18 protein-coding genes are annotated in these 17,573 nt (G+C 46.6%); 14 read left to right on the top strand and 4 right to left on the bottom strand.

The genetic code is table 11. The features are described from left to right. Nucleotides 1–792 precede the first annotated feature (792 nt). Both I2H74_RS18360 and I2H74_RS18365 read right to left on the bottom strand, forming a co-directional pair. The gene (locus I2H74_RS18360) at nucleotides 793–2,331 is read right to left on the bottom strand and encodes a flotillin family protein (RefSeq protein ID WP_324254107.1); all 1,539 of its coding nucleotides are present in this window, start codon (nucleotides 2,329–2,331) and stop codon (nucleotides 793–795) included. Between the two features lie 44 nt (nucleotides 2,332–2,375). Further along, complete coding sequence (locus tag I2H74_RS18365; protein WP_195575700.1) at nucleotides 2,376–2,909, bottom strand: protease; 534 nt, start codon at nucleotides 2,907–2,909, stop codon at nucleotides 2,376–2,378. 570 nt (nucleotides 2,910–3,479) lie between these two features. Here I2H74_RS18365 and I2H74_RS18370 point away from each other — a divergent pair. The 7 genes from I2H74_RS18370 to I2H74_RS18400 all read left to right on the top strand — a co-directional run bounded on the left by I2H74_RS18370 (nucleotide 3,480) and on the right by I2H74_RS18400 (nucleotide 8,206). Next, complete coding sequence (locus tag I2H74_RS18370; RefSeq protein WP_195575701.1) at nucleotides 3,480–3,779, top strand: LiaF transmembrane domain-containing protein; 300 nt, start codon at nucleotides 3,480–3,482, stop codon at nucleotides 3,777–3,779. Between the two features lie 41 nt (nucleotides 3,780–3,820). Continuing rightward, entirely contained in the window at nucleotides 3,821–4,489 is a 669-nt protein-coding gene (locus tag I2H74_RS18375) for a PspA/IM30 family protein (RefSeq protein WP_195575702.1), read from the top strand. A gap of 7 nt (nucleotides 4,490–4,496) precedes the next feature. Then, a complete protein-coding gene (locus I2H74_RS18380; RefSeq protein ID WP_195575703.1) occupies nucleotides 4,497–4,994 on the top strand; it encodes a PspC domain-containing protein in 498 nt (165 codons plus the stop codon). Nucleotide 4,995: 1 nt separating this feature from the next. After that, a complete protein-coding gene (locus I2H74_RS18385) occupies nucleotides 4,996–5,676 on the top strand; it encodes a PspA/IM30 family protein (RefSeq protein WP_195575704.1) in 681 nt (226 codons plus the stop codon). Between the two features lie 111 nt (nucleotides 5,677–5,787). Beyond that, nucleotides 5,788–6,435: a cell wall-active antibiotics response protein LiaF gene (liaF, locus tag I2H74_RS18390; RefSeq protein WP_195575705.1), complete on the top strand. Its 648-nt coding sequence runs from the start codon at nucleotides 5,788–5,790 to the stop codon at nucleotides 6,433–6,435. 39 nt (nucleotides 6,436–6,474) lie between these two features. Further along, nucleotides 6,475–7,596, top strand: coding sequence for a HAMP domain-containing sensor histidine kinase (locus I2H74_RS18395; protein WP_195575706.1), 1,122 nt, complete (start codon nucleotides 6,475–6,477; stop codon nucleotides 7,594–7,596). Next, the gene (locus I2H74_RS18400) at nucleotides 7,550–8,206 is read left to right on the top strand and encodes a response regulator (protein ID WP_195575830.1); all 657 of its coding nucleotides are present in this window, start codon (nucleotides 7,550–7,552) and stop codon (nucleotides 8,204–8,206) included. The genes I2H74_RS18395 and I2H74_RS18400 overlap by 47 nt, the downstream gene beginning before the upstream one ends. Before the next feature lie 305 nt (nucleotides 8,207–8,511). Here I2H74_RS18400 and I2H74_RS18405 read toward each other — a convergent pair whose 3' ends face one another. After that, complete coding sequence (locus tag I2H74_RS18405) at nucleotides 8,512–8,898, bottom strand: hypothetical protein (RefSeq protein WP_195575707.1); 387 nt, start codon at nucleotides 8,896–8,898, stop codon at nucleotides 8,512–8,514. 251 nt (nucleotides 8,899–9,149) lie between these two features. On the opposite strand from I2H74_RS18405, the gene I2H74_RS18410 reads away from it, so the two are divergent. From I2H74_RS18410 to I2H74_RS18430, 5 genes are all read left to right on the top strand, one after another. Next, entirely contained in the window at nucleotides 9,150–9,944 is a 795-nt protein-coding gene (locus I2H74_RS18410; protein ID WP_195575708.1) for a YwmB family TATA-box binding protein, read from the top strand. A 111-nt stretch (nucleotides 9,945–10,055) separates the two neighbouring features. After that, nucleotides 10,056–11,597: a glucose-6-phosphate dehydrogenase gene (gene zwf / locus I2H74_RS18415; RefSeq protein ID WP_195575709.1), complete on the top strand. Its 1,542-nt coding sequence runs from the start codon at nucleotides 10,056–10,058 to the stop codon at nucleotides 11,595–11,597. A gap of 204 nt (nucleotides 11,598–11,801) precedes the next feature. Next, a complete protein-coding gene (locus tag I2H74_RS18420; protein ID WP_195575710.1) occupies nucleotides 11,802–12,248 on the top strand; it encodes a hypothetical protein in 447 nt (148 codons plus the stop codon). Nucleotides 12,249–12,409: 161 nt separating this feature from the next. Beyond that, the gene (locus I2H74_RS18425) at nucleotides 12,410–13,993 is read left to right on the top strand and encodes a peptide chain release factor 3 (RefSeq protein ID WP_195575711.1); all 1,584 of its coding nucleotides are present in this window, start codon (nucleotides 12,410–12,412) and stop codon (nucleotides 13,991–13,993) included. 312 nt (nucleotides 13,994–14,305) lie between these two features. After that, nucleotides 14,306–15,376, top strand: coding sequence for a MerR family transcriptional regulator (locus I2H74_RS18430; RefSeq protein ID WP_195575712.1), 1,071 nt, complete (start codon nucleotides 14,306–14,308; stop codon nucleotides 15,374–15,376). Between the two features lie 198 nt (nucleotides 15,377–15,574). Here the strand turns inward: I2H74_RS18430 and sspI are convergent, their stop codons facing one another. Further along, nucleotides 15,575–15,790 (bottom strand): small acid-soluble spore protein SspI, encoded by a 216-nt coding sequence (gene sspI / locus I2H74_RS18435; protein ID WP_195575713.1) that lies wholly within the window; start codon nucleotides 15,788–15,790, stop codon nucleotides 15,575–15,577. Between the two features lie 175 nt (nucleotides 15,791–15,965). On the opposite strand from sspI, the gene I2H74_RS18440 reads away from it, so the two are divergent. Together I2H74_RS18440 and I2H74_RS18445 are read left to right on the top strand one after the other, a co-directional pair. After that, complete coding sequence (locus I2H74_RS18440; protein WP_195575714.1) at nucleotides 15,966–16,652, top strand: potassium channel family protein; 687 nt, start codon at nucleotides 15,966–15,968, stop codon at nucleotides 16,650–16,652. Beyond that, nucleotides 16,649–17,458 carry a TrmH family RNA methyltransferase gene (locus I2H74_RS18445; RefSeq protein WP_195575715.1) on the top strand — a complete coding sequence of 270 codons (810 nt, stop codon included), beginning with the start codon at nucleotides 16,649–16,651 and terminating at the stop codon, nucleotides 17,456–17,458. Before I2H74_RS18440 ends, I2H74_RS18445 begins: the two co-directional genes overlap by 4 nt. Nucleotides 17,459–17,573: the final 115 nt, after the last annotated feature.

Genomic DNA, 17,573 nt, shown 5'->3' on the forward strand with positions numbered 1-17,573 from the left:
GCGACTCAAAATCGTGAGGGAAACCGTGGAGGTTCGAGTCCTCTCACCGGCACCAGTTAGTAAATCGTAGCTCAAGAAGAGATCTTGAGTTTTTTTGTTTTTCTAGGAGTTTTTTTTGCTTTTTGATGTTTACGATGATAACCATAAGAATTATGGAAGTATACAGTACATAAGAGGCTGCATGCATTCATATTGGATTGATATTTAGAACGTTCTATACGTGTGTGACGTGAGCGTTTAGTATTCCTGTATGCACAAGGCATCATGATACGAAGCTTTTTAAGGCAGAAACGAATTAAAAGTTGGATATACATCTGCAAGACTTTGTTATCTTTCGCAGGAGCTGGAATTAGGAACTAGGATTTACGCTGCAAGTAGCGATAGTTGCAGTGATGTTGATGAATACCAAGAAGGAAAGGAATATACCAGTTTGGTTTTTGAGAAAGGGTTTAGATCGATACGACGTTAAAGGTAATGGAAGAGGATAGATGCAAAAGTAAAATTGATACATGATCATAAGTTGCAAACAGTTTATCATGACTTATTCCGTTGCTTCAATATAGAGGAGACGAGTTAAGGCGTAAAGAATATGTAAGTCTTAGGTTCACGCTAGATTGGTCATTATAGTCTTCATTGGTTATATAATGATTAGATTCCTGATAACTAAAAAGCCATGTTGGACGCGGCAGAGGGAATGTCCTCAGCTATTGCCCACATGGCTTTTTTGATGAAATGATGAATTCATCAGACTACCTTAATCGTGTTGATGTCATCATAACTTTTCAATGATAATTATGATTCCTTGGTTGGCTCTCCGGCTGAACGAGCTGGTTCTTCAATGACTGGGAGAACGGCTGATGTTTTCGCCTTAGACGTTGAATCAGCTCCTTCTGTGAATCGCTTAATCATCTTCTCGACATCAAGCCCGGATACATCCTTTAGCATTTGAGGGGCTGTAGCCATTAACTGTGTGACATAGTTGCTTACGCGGGCTGCGCCTTCGCCATTGCCGGTATCGACAACTGTTAGCTTGTCGATGGACTTAATAGGCTCTGCAACCTTTCCAGCAAGCTCAGGAAGCATTTTAACGATAATATCGAGCACCGCAGCCTGACCATAGTTTTCAAACGCTTCAGCAAGTTTCTCTTTCGCCTCTGCTTCGGCAAGTCCTCGGAGGCGGATAACCTCGGCTTCAGCTGTACCGCGTGCGCGCTCGGCATCCGCAATCGCAAGACCTTCAAGACGCTTTTGCTCAGCTTGTGCCTTCGCTTCAGCCTCGATACGATACTGCAAGGCATCTGCCTCGAGCACTTTACGTGACTTCTCAGCTTCCGCCGCTTGGACGACGGAGTAGCGCTCAGCGTCGGCCTTTTTCTTCACTTCAGCGTCATACTGCTTCTCGCGGCGAAGAATCTCTTTCGCCTCGAGGTCGATCTCACGCTCTTTACGTACCAATTCGACCTGCATTTGCTCTTCGACAACGCTCTGTTTGGAACGAGCTTCCTGAATAAAGTATGCCTGGTCAGCTTCCGCCCGAGCCATATCCTGCTCGCGCTTAAAGACGGCTACCTTCAATTCCTTCGCCTTCGTTGCTTCTGCTACGTTCGTATCGCGAAGGAGTTCTGCCTTCATTCCTTCTTCTTCGGCTTTCGCTTTTTGAATACGGGAATCACGCACCGCCTCTGCTTCGGCAATATCAGCATCGCGCTTAACAGCGGCTATACGAGGCTTACCGAGTGCATCCAAGTAGCCGTGCTTATCACGCACGTCTTTGATCGTGAAAGATACGATTTGCAGACCCATCTTTTTAAGGTCTTTGGCTGCAATGGATTGAACCTCTTGGGCGAAGCGATCACGGTTGCGGTAGACTTCTTCGACTGTCATGGAACCTAGGATTGCCCGAAGATGGCCCTCAAGCACTTCTTGGGCTTCTGCCTTCAAGGCTTCTGTAGGCTTGCCTAGGAATTGTTCCGCAGCTGTAGCGATATCTTCAACAGAACCGCCAATCTTGATGATCGCAACAGCATCTGTCATAACAGGTACGCCTTGCTCGGTGTATACCTCTGGAGTCGTAACATCAAGCTTATGTGAGAGTAGGGATAAGAATTGAGATTGTTGGAAGATCGGAAGGATAAAGGCGCCTCCGCCACGGACAATCTTCATCTTGCGACCGGATTCGTCGGTGAGGACGTTGCGGCTGCCTAAGTATGTTCCTGTTACGATCATGGCTTCATCAGGGCTAACGGTCTTATAGCGTGCCCAGAATGCCAAGCCAAGCACTACGATGACACCTACCACAATAAGTGGTATAAGCAATACATCATCAATCATTCGATCCGCTCCTTTTAAGGGAAATTATTATATAAGTACAAAGACTACACTAGCGAGTTCCCCGTATCTAATGGAGAAACATATACCGTGTGGTCCTTTACTTCCACGACAACGACTCGGCTATCTTGAGGAATGGCTTCGCCTTCAAATGAGGCTGCGATGTGGTTGGTGTTGGTGAGCCCGATGCGAATCATAACTTCACCATAGCCTTTGGATGGGATGGAGATGCTAACATCTCCTATGGAGCCAACGAGATCCTGGATGGAATAGCTAAGCGAGTTCTCGCTATTCTCCATCGGCCGAACATAAAGGAAATACACACCGATCGAGACGGCAATGGCTCCTGCAACCGCAAGCACAATAATCCAAGCGGTGCTCAGGAAGGTATAGCGGCTGAGCAAAAGGCCTGCAGCGCCAAAGACGGTCAAGCCGCTTACGAGTACCGTCGGCTGGAAGAAATCAAGTCCTGAATCTCCAATCAACGCATCAAAAAAATGGTCCAGCACTTCACTAAACAACAACGTTACAAGCGCATACAGCACCCCGAAAATAATTAGTCCCCAATATAGAGTTTCCATGGCCTCACTCCATTGTATGAAAAGTGTAAAAGCGGAATATTTAACTGTATATGATTACATACGATTTTGTCACGAAAACGTTTCATTTAACAGTGAAGAAGTTCATGGATGCAACACTCAACATGCGATGCTTCTTCGTCATTCGAACGGTTCATGCTAGATATAAACATTCTAATAAGAGATAGCCATCGTTTGTCTGGTCATATAGGCTAACACGATTATATGAGTAAAGATGATTTATAGCACCTGTGATCTTTTTGAACTGAACCATGAATGGGTACCTGTTGCGTATCCACTCAAATCCACTCTTTTCATAGACGTAACAAGGCATCAAATCAAGCCATGTAAAAATCGCTTCTATTATATAGCCTAATCCAGATAGGGTTGATAAGATGATGAAAAGGAAACAGCAAAGGCGCAAGTCCTACATAGGCTCAACCTTAGGGTGGTTGGGTACCCCGACTTCGGTCTAGGTTCAAAAACCGCCCGAAGCCTGTTTTGGCAAAACCTAAAACCACCTAAAATAAAGACATAAGCAAACGGGATAAACGAAAGGCGGTGACGAACAGCATGCAAAGAAACAACGTATTGGCAATAGTATTAATCGCATTTGGTGGATTGATCTTGCTTGGTAAGTTTGCTCCATTCCTGGGAGGATTGTTCGGATACCTCATTCCGATCGCATTGGTTGCTCTAGGCTACTACGGCATCAAGGCAGGGAATTCCTTCTTCGGTTGGGTATTCCTAATCATCGGTGCGATTGGCTTGATCGGCAAGTTCTCCTGGCTCATCGGCATTATCTTCGCCGTAGCTCTTATCTTCTGGGGAGTGTCGATGCTGAAAGGACCTCAAAGAAGAAGTCCATTTTAAACGAAATAATGAGAAGATCGTAGTGAAGGAGGATATGGTGAATGAGCGGCATTTTTCGACGGGTACGAGACATTACACTAGCAACATTGAACGAAAGTCTTGATCGCGCAGAAGATCCAATTCAACTTATTGATCAGTTTCTAATGCGTACTCAGCAAGAAATCAACGAATCTGAAAGATTGTATAAGCAATATGTGATGCACGCCAATCAAATGAAGCAGCAAATGAATCAAGCGATTGAGATGCGTGATCGCAGAGAGCAGCAAGCGCTCATCGCGCTTAAGGCTGACGAGGAATACGCAGCGAAGCTTGCCTTGCAAGAGAAGCTGATCCATGAAGAGAAGGTTCAGCATTATACGGACCTGTACAATCGCACGAAGGAATCCATCCTCGAGCTTGAAGAGCAGCTCCATATGCTGAAGAGCGAATTTCAAACTGTATATGACAAACGTCAAATGTACATTGCTCGCATGCAGACGATTCGTTTGCAGCAGCGCATGAATGAGCGCACGAACCAATATGGAGGCAACCAGACGGACGGCGTGTTTAGACGTCTTGAAGATCGGGTGACCGACATGGAGTGGGAAACACAAAGCTTGAACAAAATTCGCCATATGAATCAAAGTATTCAAGGTTCATATGAGAAAGAAGCACAGCTGCAGCAAGAAATGCAGCGCCTGCGCGAGAAACTGAACACACCGAAGGAGTGACAAGGTAATGAATAAGAAATTGTATCGTTCCAGACGCGACCGCAAGCTCTTCGGCGTGTGTGGAGGAGTCGCAGAATGGCTCAACGTTGATGCAACGCTTGTTCGGGTGTTGACTGTCCTTACGGTGATCTTCACAGGCGTGCCGCTCTTCATCTACTTTGTATTGGCCTTGGTTGTGCCAAAAGAGCCTTTGCCTTACGGACCATATGGCCCATACGGCTTCAACAACGGCGCTAACCCATATGGTCAAGCCTATGATTATCAAGGCTACAATGGAGGAACAGGCTACACAGGCGGCAATGCTTACGGAACGAAAGGAAATAACCATTACGGACAGCGTAATACTTACGGACAACAGTACAATAATCAAACAGCTGGATACGGCTCAAACCGTAACAGCTCAGAGTTTGATTCGATGATGGAAGATATCGAGAAGAAAGCAATGAAGAACGAAATCGAACAATTGCGCGAACAACTCGCGAAGTACGAGAAAGGGGATAAGTAAAATGGGAGTATTTAAACGTATAAAGGATATGACGAAGGCATCTGTACACGATTTGTTGGATAAGGTTGAAGATCCAGTAGTAATGTTGAATCAATATCTTCGTGACATGGAACAAGAAATTCGCGAAGCAGAAGTAACGGTTGCGAAGCAAATGGCAAACGAGCGCCGCATGAAGCAGCGCTATGATGAGGCTGTACGTGTCGCTGCTGAGCGTGAAGCTCAAGCAGAGCGCGCTTTGGTAGCAGGACAAGAGGAACTGGCACGCAAGTTCTTGGAAGAGAAGCTCTATTACGATCAAAAGGTTGTAGAATTCCACGACCTGCATGCACAAGCAAAAGCACAAGCAGATGAGTTGATGCACCAAATGCACGCCATGAAAGACGAGTTCTACAAAATGCGCAATAAGCGCAATGAACTGTCCGCTCGTGCTCAAATGGCAAAAGCACGCAAGCAAATGGCGTCCATTAACACGCTTCATACAATTGAAAGCGGAAGTGCATCCTTAGGCTTCCATCGCATGGAAGAGAAGATTATGCAAATGGAGGCAGAAGCGGAAGTCATTCGTGTCCCTTACACGAATACAGCAGCATCCACTTTCCAGCCGCCAGTAGACCCAGAAAAACAACTTAAAGTGGAAGAGCAAATCGCAGCCTTGAAGCAAAAGCTTGGCAAGAAGGAATAATTGCTTGGGAAATAGCGATAGGTTATGATATGCTAAATAAGAATGCCTACGGCGATGCGTGTTGCATCGCCGTAGTTGCCTTTTCCACATGAGAAGAATAGGAGGTGCGACATGAATATGAACAACCGGCTGCTAGCCTATGTATTAATAGTGGTTGGGCTGCTAATTCTCATCGGAAAATTTATCAGCTTTGGCACTTTTGTCGCTCTCATTATGATTGTCTTCGGTGTGCAAAAGATTCAGAATTCGGAAACGAAGATTGGGTACATTTTGCTCGGAGTCGGAGGAACGATTCTTCTGCTTGAGCATTTAATGTTATTTATCGGGATTATTCTTTTATCTCTTGTCTTTTTCTACTTCCGGTCGAAATCGATACAGCCTCACGTACAGGCGATGAAGCGTCACAACTTGATGACAAGTTTGAAGTGGGACCGTGAACCTTATCACTTGTACAGCCAAAGCTTATGGCATATTGTAGGAGAGAGCGATATTGATTTGTCTCTTGCGATGCAAGAAGAGAATGAGACGACGCTCTTGTTCCAAGGGGTATTTGGAGATATCGATATTACAATTCCAGATGATGTAGGTGTCGAAATCGAGGCTACCGTACTATTTGGACAAATTGATGTGGTTCATGATCGAGATACGGGATTTTTCAATAAATGGACCTGGCGCTCGCCTCACTATAACACAACGGATCAGCGGGTGAAGATCTATTTGTCCTACATCATTGGGGATGTAGATATACGCTTGCATTAATCAGAGGACATTGACATTGAAAGGAGCAGCGAATCCGCTATGAATAACAAGAAGAGCGTGAATATGGTCATTCGTATGATGGGAGAAACGTTGCTTCTTTCTTTTATATTGCTGTTTATCGTGGTTTATATCATGCAATCTGCAGGGTATGTACAGCCCTTTAACACCTTTATAGATGGAGTCAAGGCGACCTTGTCAGCCGTGATTGTCGTCGGGGTCGTTTCCATCTTGTTCGGGTTCTATCAAGGGTATAAAATGAAGCATCGCATTGAGCTGCTGCGCGAATCGATGGTGCTCTTGGAAAAGGGCAATCTTTCAAGGCCGATGCCTGAGCTTGGGCATGATGAGCTTGGGCAGCTTGCCGAACAGTTGGGCCGAGTGAGCAAGCGCTGGGAGGAGCAGGTGACTTCCTTGCAGCGACTATCCACGAATAACGCTCAGCTTGCAGAGCAAGCGCGTATATCGGCTATTATGGAAGAGCGCCAACGATTGGCGCGGGAGCTGCATGATGCGGTCAGTCAGCAGTTGTTCGCGATCTCGATGACAGCGACGGCTGTAAAAAGAACGCTAGGACGCGATTATGAGCGAGCAGAGCGGCAGGTGGAGCTCATTGAAGAGATGGCATCCGTTGCCCAATCAGAGATGAGGGCGCTGCTGCTTCATTTGAGACCTGTGCATCTTGAGGGGAAAGGGCTTGTCCAAGGTCTTAGAGAGCTGATTCATGAACTGCAATCAAAGGTTCCGATTGATATTCACTGTGAGGTAGATGAGGATATTCACCTGCTTAAGGGTGTCGAGAATCATTTGTTCCGAATTGTGCAAGAGGCCATGTCTAATGCGCTTCGGCATTCCAAGGCGGAGCGAATGGAGATCAAGCTTCAGAATCGTGAGGATGCGGTTCGGCTGATGATTCGAGACAACGGCGTTGGATTCGATTGGGAGGATCAGAAGCAGGCGAGCTATGGTCTTAAAACGATGCAGGAACGGGTTCATGAGATCGGTGGATCGATTCAGTTTATTACTGCACCTGGTAAAGGAACGCGAATCGAGATTCGTATCCCTGTGCTGAAGGATGAGCCAATTTGGAAGGAGGAAGAGGTTGACGATGGATTCGATGGAAATGGAGATGGAGACACCGATTCAAGTGCTGCTCGTGGATGACCATGAGATGGTGCGGATCGGTCTTGCTGCGGTGTTAAGCACAGAAGACGGCATTGAAGTGGTAGGGGAAGCGAGCAACGGAGAAGAAGGCATACGACTGGCGCTGGAGTATAAGCCCGATGTCGTTCTCATGGACTTGGTCATGGACGGAATGGACGGCATAGAAACGACGCGTAAGCTGCTCCAGCTGCATCCGGACTGCAAAGTTATCGTGCTAACGAGCTATCTGGACGATGAGAAGATGTATCCCGTTATCGAGGCTGGAGCGTTCAGCTACCTGCTCAAGACATCAAGGGCAACAGAGATTGCAGAAGCGATCCGTGCAGCTGCAAGAGGACAATCGGTGCTTGAATCCCAGGTTGCCTCCAAGATGATGAATCGATTCCGTCAACCAAAGCCTGCTCAGGCCGCCCATGAACAGCTTACGGAGCGGGAAATGGACGTGCTAACTTTGCTTGCGAAAGGCAAGTCCAATCAGGATATCGCAGATGAGCTGTTTATCGGCATTAAGACGGTGAAGTTCCATGTGACGAATATTTTAGCGAAGCTTGGCGTAGAGGATCGGACGCAGGCCGCGATTTATGCTTATAAAAATGGTCTCGCAGAGTAAATAGCATCACGCTTGCTTGCATGTGTATGTATGAGATTCGTTCATGGTGAGCTTGTCTCATTCAAATGCTGCGGCTGAATGATAAGACATGATGCATAGACATACTTATACACCCCGTTGTCGATCGAATAGACATCGGGGTGTATTTTTTATGAAGAGATATAGATGTCGACATATGACAGATGTTCCTGCAGCTTATGATACCCGTGATGAACACAGCCTGGGGTTATGATTGCTCATTGCTGAAGCAGCCTTGAAAGAGTATGCAAAAGAAGTTTTTCTCCTTAAAGTTCGGGCAGGAACCTTTAGATAAAAAGGAGAAATAATAAGGTGATAAGTGCGAGATCAAGCTCCACTCTTGGACCAAAGAAAGGATATGGGGTATATGGATATGGTGGTGGATAGCCGCCATAAGGGCCATATTCTGAATTCGTTGTTGCAGCAGGAGCAGTGGATGCTTTGCTTTTATGCTTGGTTGATTTTTTCCCTTTCTTAGGAACTCTTTCCTCAACTTTGTCGGTATGTCCACCAGTAGCAGTACCAGCAGCATGAGATTGTTCATTTAGCACAAGCTTGCCTTGACTACAGCGGCTTAACTGGCCGATATAGCGTGTGCCGTCTTGCGTAATTACACAGACAGGTCTTCCGCAGAATTGCGAAATGATCTGCTCATTAAGAGGAATTTCCACCATAACCTATAGCCTCCTGTCAGTATCCTATAGCTACAGTGTATTCCATATAGTCATTCGTGTATGGTTAATCACCTAGAAGCCCAAAATGAAATCCGCCTATTTTACTCCATGAGATGGATGAATACCATCGAGAGAAATGATCGTTCTTATTGCGAATATACCTGCCAAGAAAAAAGGTCGCTCACGATTGAAAGACCTTACTAGAAGTTTAGCTCATAAAGACTAGACAAATAGGAGATGGAGGTTATGCGATGAATAAGAAGCATGTAGGAAAGCTTGCTGTACTATGTCTCATCCTGCTTGCGCTATGCGGAGCGGTGAAGGTTGGAATGGAGTCCTCTTTTACTTCGGCTTGGCTGACTGGCTTGAAGAAGCAGGAGGAGGTTATCCTATCGCCGGATATGGGTAATAAGGTAAATACGCTGTGGGTGCTGGCTGATCTTACTGGCGGAAGACATTTGCCAACAACGATCACGGTTCAAGGCTCCTATGGCTCCACGGCTTCTTTATGGGAGAAGGATCGTGAAGCGTGGCGCGAAGCGACGGGCATAACTTCAAGGCTTCTGCCGGTTATGGAAAACGGCAGGGAAGTATACCGGATGAATTATTCGGGCGCTGGCTGGACTGGCCGTGTACTGATGTTTATTGAACAGGATAGCAAAGCCTATTACACGGTTACGATTGAAGGCACGGCAGAAGGAGGCAGAGAGGGCGCCATTAAGGAAGCGGAGCGTCTGTATGGATTGCTGAAGAAGGAAGGATACGCAGTAGATTGGAATGCCGCTGTCAAGACCGAAACATCGATTCCGCTTAAAGAGGCTTGGAGCAAGGCGGAAGCTGCCATACAAGAGTTGGGAGAAAGTACACCACTGGACCGTTACGAGGACGATCGGACGATAAGCGTATCCTATAATGTAAGTTACCTAGGCGAAGGCGTTAAGATGAAGGACAGCCGTGTGAACTTGCAGGTGGCCGCCCACGAAAATGGTGAAACAGGGTTAACGAGGGTTACTTTTGGGACACCCTTAATAGCAGGAGAATACTAATGGCTTGATGTCAACAAAGATGGAATCGTGCCGTTTTATGTGATAAAATGGCATCACATTCGAAAGTTTAAATAGGGATGTCTATAACGAGTGTAAGGATGATGGAGAGAGATGACTGAGAATCAGATTCAAGAAACCATGTTATCGGAGGGTGCGGTCTTTTACATATTCGGCGCAACAGGCGATCTTGCCCGCCGTAAACTGTTCCCTGCGATTTATAGCTTGTACCGTGAAGGTAAACTTACGGAGAACTTCGCTGTTATAGGACTCGCTCGTCGTCCTCGCACAAATGATGAATTCCGTGCTGATATCCGTGCATCCATCGATGAATTCTGTCGCTATCAGGTTCAGGCGGATGAGGACTGGGGGCAATTTGCAAAGCATTTTGAATACAAGCCTCTAGATATTAACAATGTGGATGGCTTCCGAGAACTAAAGATTCAAACGGAAAGCATGGAGCGCGAGTTCAACATTCCAGGCAACCGCTTGTTCTATTTGGCGCTTGCGCCAGAGCTCTTCGGCAATGTATCCCGCAATCTTCGTGATGGCGGAATGCTGGAGACTGAGGGCTGGAGCCGTTTAGTCATTGAGAAGCCATTTGGTTATGATCTCAAGTCTGCCGAAAAGCTTAATGAAGAGCTTCGAGGTGTATTTAAAGAGGATCAGATTTATCGTATTGACCATTATTTGGGTAAAGAGATGGTTCAGAACATAGAAGTCATTCGATTTGCGAATGCATTCTTTGAGCCGCTTTGGAACAATAAACATATTGCCAACGTGCAAATCTCGATGTCAGAGACCGTAGGCGTGGAAGAGCGCGGTGGCTATTACGATCAGGCAGGCGCTCTGCGCGATATGGTACAGAACCATATGCTGCAGATGCTCACGATGATCGCAATGGAGCCGCCTAGCCGCTTGCATCCAGAAGACATCCGCGATGAGAAGGTGAAGGTGCTTCGTTCGCTTCGCCAATATTCCAGCGCAGAGGATGTAGCCAACCATGTGGTGCGCGGACAGTATGCTGCTGGCAGCCATAAGGGCAAGGCATTGCCAGGATACCGTGAAGAGGAGAAGGTGAATCCTGTCTCTGATACGGAAACCTACTTGGCTGCTCGTGTCTTAGTGGACAACTTCCGCTGGGCGGGCGTTCCGTTCTACATTCGTACAGGCAAGCGATTGCCGGTGAAGACGACAGAGGTTGTCGTGGAGTTCAAGAGCATGCCTTCTAATGTGTATTTGGGCAGCAAGCATAAGCTTGAGCCGAACTTGCTCGTTATTCGAGTGAATCCGATGGAAGGCATCTATGTACGCATTAATGGCAAGACGCCTGGCGCAGAGGGCGGCATTACACCGCTTGCTATGGACTTCTGCCAAAGCTGCATGATCGGTATTAATACGCCTGAAGCCTATGAGCGCCTGATCTTTGATGCCGCACGCGGAGATTCTACTTATTTCACGCGCTGGGACGAAGTGGCTGCCGCTTGGGCATTCGTGGATCGTATTGCGGAAGCTTGGAAGGACTCCAATGAAGATTTGCAGATGTATCCTGCAGGTTCATGGGGACCCGTTGCGGCCGACCGCTTGCTGGAGCAGGATGGCTATCACTGGTGGCCAGTTAATGGTCAAGAAGAGGACACGGTCGTTTGGAAATAAGCCACATCAGTTGCGGCTTTGTGCAATGAATGGTAAATGGCTGTGCTCTTATCAGGGGCACAGTCTTTTCCTTAGTTTTATAACACTTAGATGTTTTCTACGTACTGTACCATCTCAAAATTTGGTATGACGATGAAAATAGCGGGATTTTATTCATCATGAATTCCCAACAGCATGAATGAAGAATAGAAAGGTCGGATGAACATGAGTGCATTGCCACGTATCTCTCAAAATAGCGCTGTGTTGCTTGAGAAAGCTCGCAGCTTTGGTTTATCAGATGAACAGCTTCTTGATGTGATTGAGAAGAATGACGTTACTCCGCTCGAACAGTCTGGAACGGATTACTCTGAGTGGGTATCTTATGCAAGTGAGCACAATGAGAACCTGGAAGCGGCGGTTAAGGTAGGCTATCAGATGACATTTAATACGGTCTATGGTCTTAAAAATTGGCTTAAATTCCGCTTTGGCCTTGAAGCAGAGAAGGATTATACAGAAGGGGAAGGCCGCTTTGATGGATTGAAGCTGAACGAAAAAGATGCGAGCTTCATTCAATCAGCGCTTGCAAGCAACTGGGTTGTACTTGTAGAGTCTACAGGCGATATTCAAGTGGTCAATCTCGTAATGCGTGCTTATTATCAGCCAGAAGCCTAAGCGCATAAGCTTAACGCATGCACAGTAGAATGATTGGCATGAGAGAAAGGGGAAAAGCTTCTATGATGAAACTCTCGATTCACTTCGAGAATATTTCATATAGAGGCTTTTCTTGTGTTAAAATAGGTCTTATGTGATTTTGTGATGAGAGGGCAATGTGAATGAGCAAATTATCGGAACAATTACAAGAAGAAGTCGCGAAGCGCCGCACGTTTGCGATTATCTCTCACCCGGATGCCGGGAAAACGACGCTGACAGAAAAGCTGCTTCTCTTCGGAGGCGCGATTCGTCTTGCAGGAACGGTCAAAGCAAGAAAAGCAAATCGTCACGCAACGAGTGACTGGATGGAGATCGAGAAGCAGCGTGGTATCTCTGTCACCTCTTCCGTGATGCAATTCGATTATAATGGTCATCGGGTAAATATCCTGGATACACCGGGTCACCAAGACTTCAGTGAAGATACGTACCGTACGCTAACAGCGGCTGACAGCGCGGTCATGTTGATTGACGTAGCGAAGGGTGTCGAGGCACAGACGATCAAGCTGTTCCAAGTTTGTGCGAAGCGCGGCATTCCTATCTTTACATTTATCAACAAGCTCGACCGCGAAGGACGCAGTCCATTTGATCTGATGGAGGAACTGGAGCAGGTGCTCGGTATTCGCGCCGTTCCTATGAATTGGCCGATCGGTATGGGCCGCGACCTGTGCGGCATTTATGACCGCATGAAAAACCAAGTAGAGCTGTTCCAAGGTGATGATCATTCCACGATCAAGGTCGAAAAGGTTGAGGATTATCACGATCCGGTTATTCGCGAAATGGCAGGAGAGTTTCTTCACGACCAGCTGTGCGAGGAGCTTGAGCTCCTGGATGTTGCTGGAGATCAATTTGACTATGAGAAAGTTAGCCGTGGAGAGCTTACACCGCTGTTCTTCGGCAGTGCGATCAACAACTTTGGCCTGCAGACGTTCTTGGAGAACTTCCTGCAGCTTGCGCCTCAGCCTTCGTTACGTCAATCGACAGAAGGGCCAATCGAGCCTGAGAACGAGAAGTTCTCTGGCTATGTGTTCAAGATTCAAGCAAACATGAACCCAGCGCACCGTGACCGTATTGCTTTCCTTCGCATCTGCTCAGGCAAGTTTACGCGCGGCATGTCCGTAAAGCATGTACGAGTAGGCAAGGAAATCAAGCTTGCACAGCCGCAGCAGTTTCTGGCACAGGATCGGGATATTGTAGAAGAGGCCTTCCCAGGCGACATTATCGGTCTATTTGATCCGGGTATTTTCCGTATCGGAGACAGCCTTAGCCAAGGGATGGAAGTGACGTTCGATGAGCTTCCAACGTTCTCTCCTGAGATCTTTGCGCGTGTAACCGTGAAGAATGCTTTGAAGCACAAGCAGTATCAGAAGGGTGTCGACCAGCTTACGGAAGAAGGTACGATTCAAGTCTTTACAAGCACAGGCGTCTTCGATGAAACGATTCTGGGCGTTGTCGGCCAGCTTCAATTCGAGGTATTTGAATATCGGATGAAGGCGGAGTATGGCGTGGATGTGCAGCTGCAGCGTTTGACGTTCCAATTCGCACGCTGGGTAGTCGGCAAGGATATCGATCCTGCTAAGTTCCGAATTAACTCTCAGCTTGTAAAGGATAAGAATGATAACTTTGTAGCCCTGTTTGAAAATGAATATGCGATGCGTACCGCGATGGAGAAGATGCCGGAAGTACAATTCCTAGAAACGGCACCTTGACCGTATAGCATCTTATGATTGATCTAAATGCTATCGGATAGAAATGGAAAACCTGTTGTAGCTTAAGCTGCAGCAGGTTTTTTTATTTGCCAGAGTCTTTACATTTACGCTGCGTCAATGTGTACAATGCATGTAACAGGCTGAAAGAGTCGTTAATAGATGGTGTGTCAGTACCATTAACCGACTTAATGAATGACATATTAGAGCTTTGCTTCAACCATGTAATGGATTTTTTTCACTGAATCTATGGTGGCCAAGAAACTTATTAAATACCTGCTTTGTACGGGGCAGTTCTAAGGATGAGGTGATGAGATGAAAATACTTGAGGCAGCTCGCCAATTAGGAATGACGACACGCACGATTCGATATTATGAGGAGCGAGGTCTTATTAAGCTAGTTAAGGATGCGGATAATGGCTATCGGGAGATCTCAGTTGATGATCTGAAGGTGCTTCAGGTTATCGGGATGCTAAGAGAGCTGGGTCTTTCTATCGATGAGATTCAGCTTTGTTTGGATGACGTGCTGCAGTCGAACCTGAAGAGTATGATACCGCTCCTGCAGCGAAAACGTGAGGAGCTGGGCAAAGAAATGGTTCAAATTCGACTATTAATGAAGCAAATGGATCAGCTTACGGATCGTTTGTTAACGAACAAGGAGGAACAAGTCATGGAAGAAATGAGAAGCATAACGGAACGTTCGAAATCATTAAAGCATTTGAGAGAGGATTGGAAGGATCGCTGGAACTTCAATGCGCAGTCCAAAAGCTATGACCTTGCTGTTCGTCTTCATGAAGATCCGCTTGATGTTCATGCCGATTATGAGGCTATCTTGGAAAGGACGGCGGATATGGCGGGGATAATGGAAGGGGAGCGCGGACTCGATCTAGGTATTGGAACCGGAAACCTAGCTGCTCTGTGTGAAGCGCAAGGCGCATTTATGACAGGGATTGATCAGTCAGAGGGCATGCTTATGCAGTGCCGGGAGAAGCATCCATCATTTAGGCTGCTGTTGGGAAATATGATGGAGCTGCCTTTGGTGGATGAGAAGTTTGACTTCGTGGTGTCGACTTATGCCCTGCATCATCTAACGGATGAGCAAAAGCTTATCGCATTGGAGGAAATCGATCATGTTCTGCTTGATCATGGACGCATTGTGATTGCAGACCTTATGTTTGTTGATCAGGCGCATCGTTTGCATTGCATGAACGAGCTTAAAGAGGCAGGCTGCCAAGATAAGATCGAAGGCATCCTGGATGAATACTACGGAGATCGCTCGCAGCTAGCGGCATGGTGGAGAGAGCACGGTTACGAGGTGAAGGAGGAGCAATTAAATATGTTTATGCACCTCATATACGCAAAGAAAAATGGGCGTGTTCTAGCTTGATCCATAATTTCATAAGACGATAAGCTGGCGCATCACTAAGACGCGGGAATTTTCCTTGATGGAAATACCCGCGCCTTTACGGCTTCTCGCAAAGGAAAAAAGACGGGGATTTGAAATCGCTCGTCCCATTTTTCTTACCAGCATACATGAAGCCTCAAATTATACTCAAGAATACGAAAGAACAATCAAAAGCGTACGTTATGTGCTTTCTAATTGTTGCTGGATCGTATGAATAAATTGGTTTTGTGTCGCTTCATCGCTTTGCTTCCAGATCATTTCAAACAATACACCGAGACCAGGCAGTGCCATTTCATCACCGTCAACGGAATTGACGATCATATCCCGAATATCCTCATCGTTCTTGTTTGATACTTTCTGAGCGATGGCTTGGCGCAAATTCAGCAATACACTCATCTGTTGTGCCTCCTTCTGCATAGTATGGCTTCTTCACTATCGTAACCATCTCGAATCCAACACATGCATGGAAAAACCGAATAGCGAATTCTCAACGCATCGGAAGCAAATTGCAGCTTGGCATTGTGGGACATTGACCCTCATTATGTTATACTAAAGCATAATAATGACGGTAATGGAGAAGGTGAATCCTTTGGCAGTAAAGAAACAATATGCCGTGCTAGGCATGGGACGCTTCGGCTCAAGCGTCGCTCAAAGCTTAAGCAAGATGGGCTTTGAGGTTCTAGCCATTGATGAAAGTGAGCAGCGTATTCAAGAGGTAGCCAATATGGTTACTCATGCGGTATCCGCAGACACAACCGATGAAGAAGCGCTGAAGGCGCTCGGGATTCGCAACTTTGACGTTGTTGTCGTGTCCATTGGACAAGACATTCAAGCGAGTATATTAACGACGCTGATCTTAAAGGATCTTGGAGTTCCGATGATTGTCACCAAGGCTGTAAATGAGCTTCATGGCAAGGTATTAAGCAAGATCGGCGCAGACAAGGTCGTATTCCCGGAGCGGGATATGGGAACACGCGTTGCACATAATCTGATCGCTCCAAACATTTTGGATTACATTGAGCTGTCTGATAACCACAGTATCGTTGAGGTTCGCGCCTCTAGAGGCATGGTTGGCCAGAACTTGATTGAGCTGGACATTCGTGCGCGATTTGGCTGCAACATTATGGCGATTAAAAATAATGGACATATTAATATTTCTCCGCTAGCCGATTATCGATTGCAAGAGGACGATATTCTTGTTATTGTCGGTCAGAATGATAATCTAAACAAACTGGAGTTGGCATTTCAGGAATCATGAGCACAATTAGAAAGCAACAGATCACATCTCTTACGAATGCACGCGTAAAGCAGTGGGTACAGCTGAAGGAACGCAAATATCGCAACCGAGAAGGGCTGTTTATCGCGGAAGGCATTCATCTTGTGCAAGAGGCGCTTCGTTCTAAGGCAAGCGTTCACTGCATCGTATACGATATGGAAGCGGGTATCCCCTCTGAACTCCGAGAATGGGCATCGAGCAGCTTGGATACCGAGTGGATCGAAGTGCCCGAAGCTATCATCAAGAAATGTACCGATACAGAAACGCCACAGCCTATCTTTGCTGTCATTGGCAAGCCACGTTATGATTACCGATTGCTGCTTGAAGCGGTGAAGCCTTTGGTCATTGTCGTAGACGGTGTACAGGATCCAGGAAACCTCGGTACGATTATTCGAAGCGCAGATGCGGTTGGCGCGACGGGAGTTGTCATTGGCAAAGGAACGGTTGATCTGTATAACAGCAAGACCGTCCGTTCAACGATGGGCTCCTTATTCCATCTTCCAGTCGTGGAAGCGGATTTGTCTCAGCTGCTTCCAGTGGTCAAAAAGCAAGGGATCCGTGTCGCGAGCACAAGTCTTCAAGCGACACATACCTGTTATTCCTATGACTTTACAGAGCCGACATGGTTCGTTGTAGGGAATGAAGGCAAGGGTGTTTCCCCTGAAGTAAACGCACTGGTTGAGGATCACATCATTATTCCGATGAAGGGGCAAGCGGAATCATTGAATGTCGCGATGGCGACGACTGTGATGCTGTATGAAGCGATGAGGCAGAGGGAGTTTTCTTAGAAGAGGAAGAGCTTCGAAGATTTACTCAGGCAGCATAACCGTATCTATACGGCCGTGCTGCTTTTTGCTATTCGGTCAACAAATGGAGTGTATGAGGACTCAGTTGTTGAGTCCT

This window comes from Paenibacillus sp. 1001270B_150601_E10 (genome assembly GCF_015558675.1).
Lineage (GTDB): Bacteria > Bacillota > Bacilli > Paenibacillales > Paenibacillaceae > Paenibacillus_B.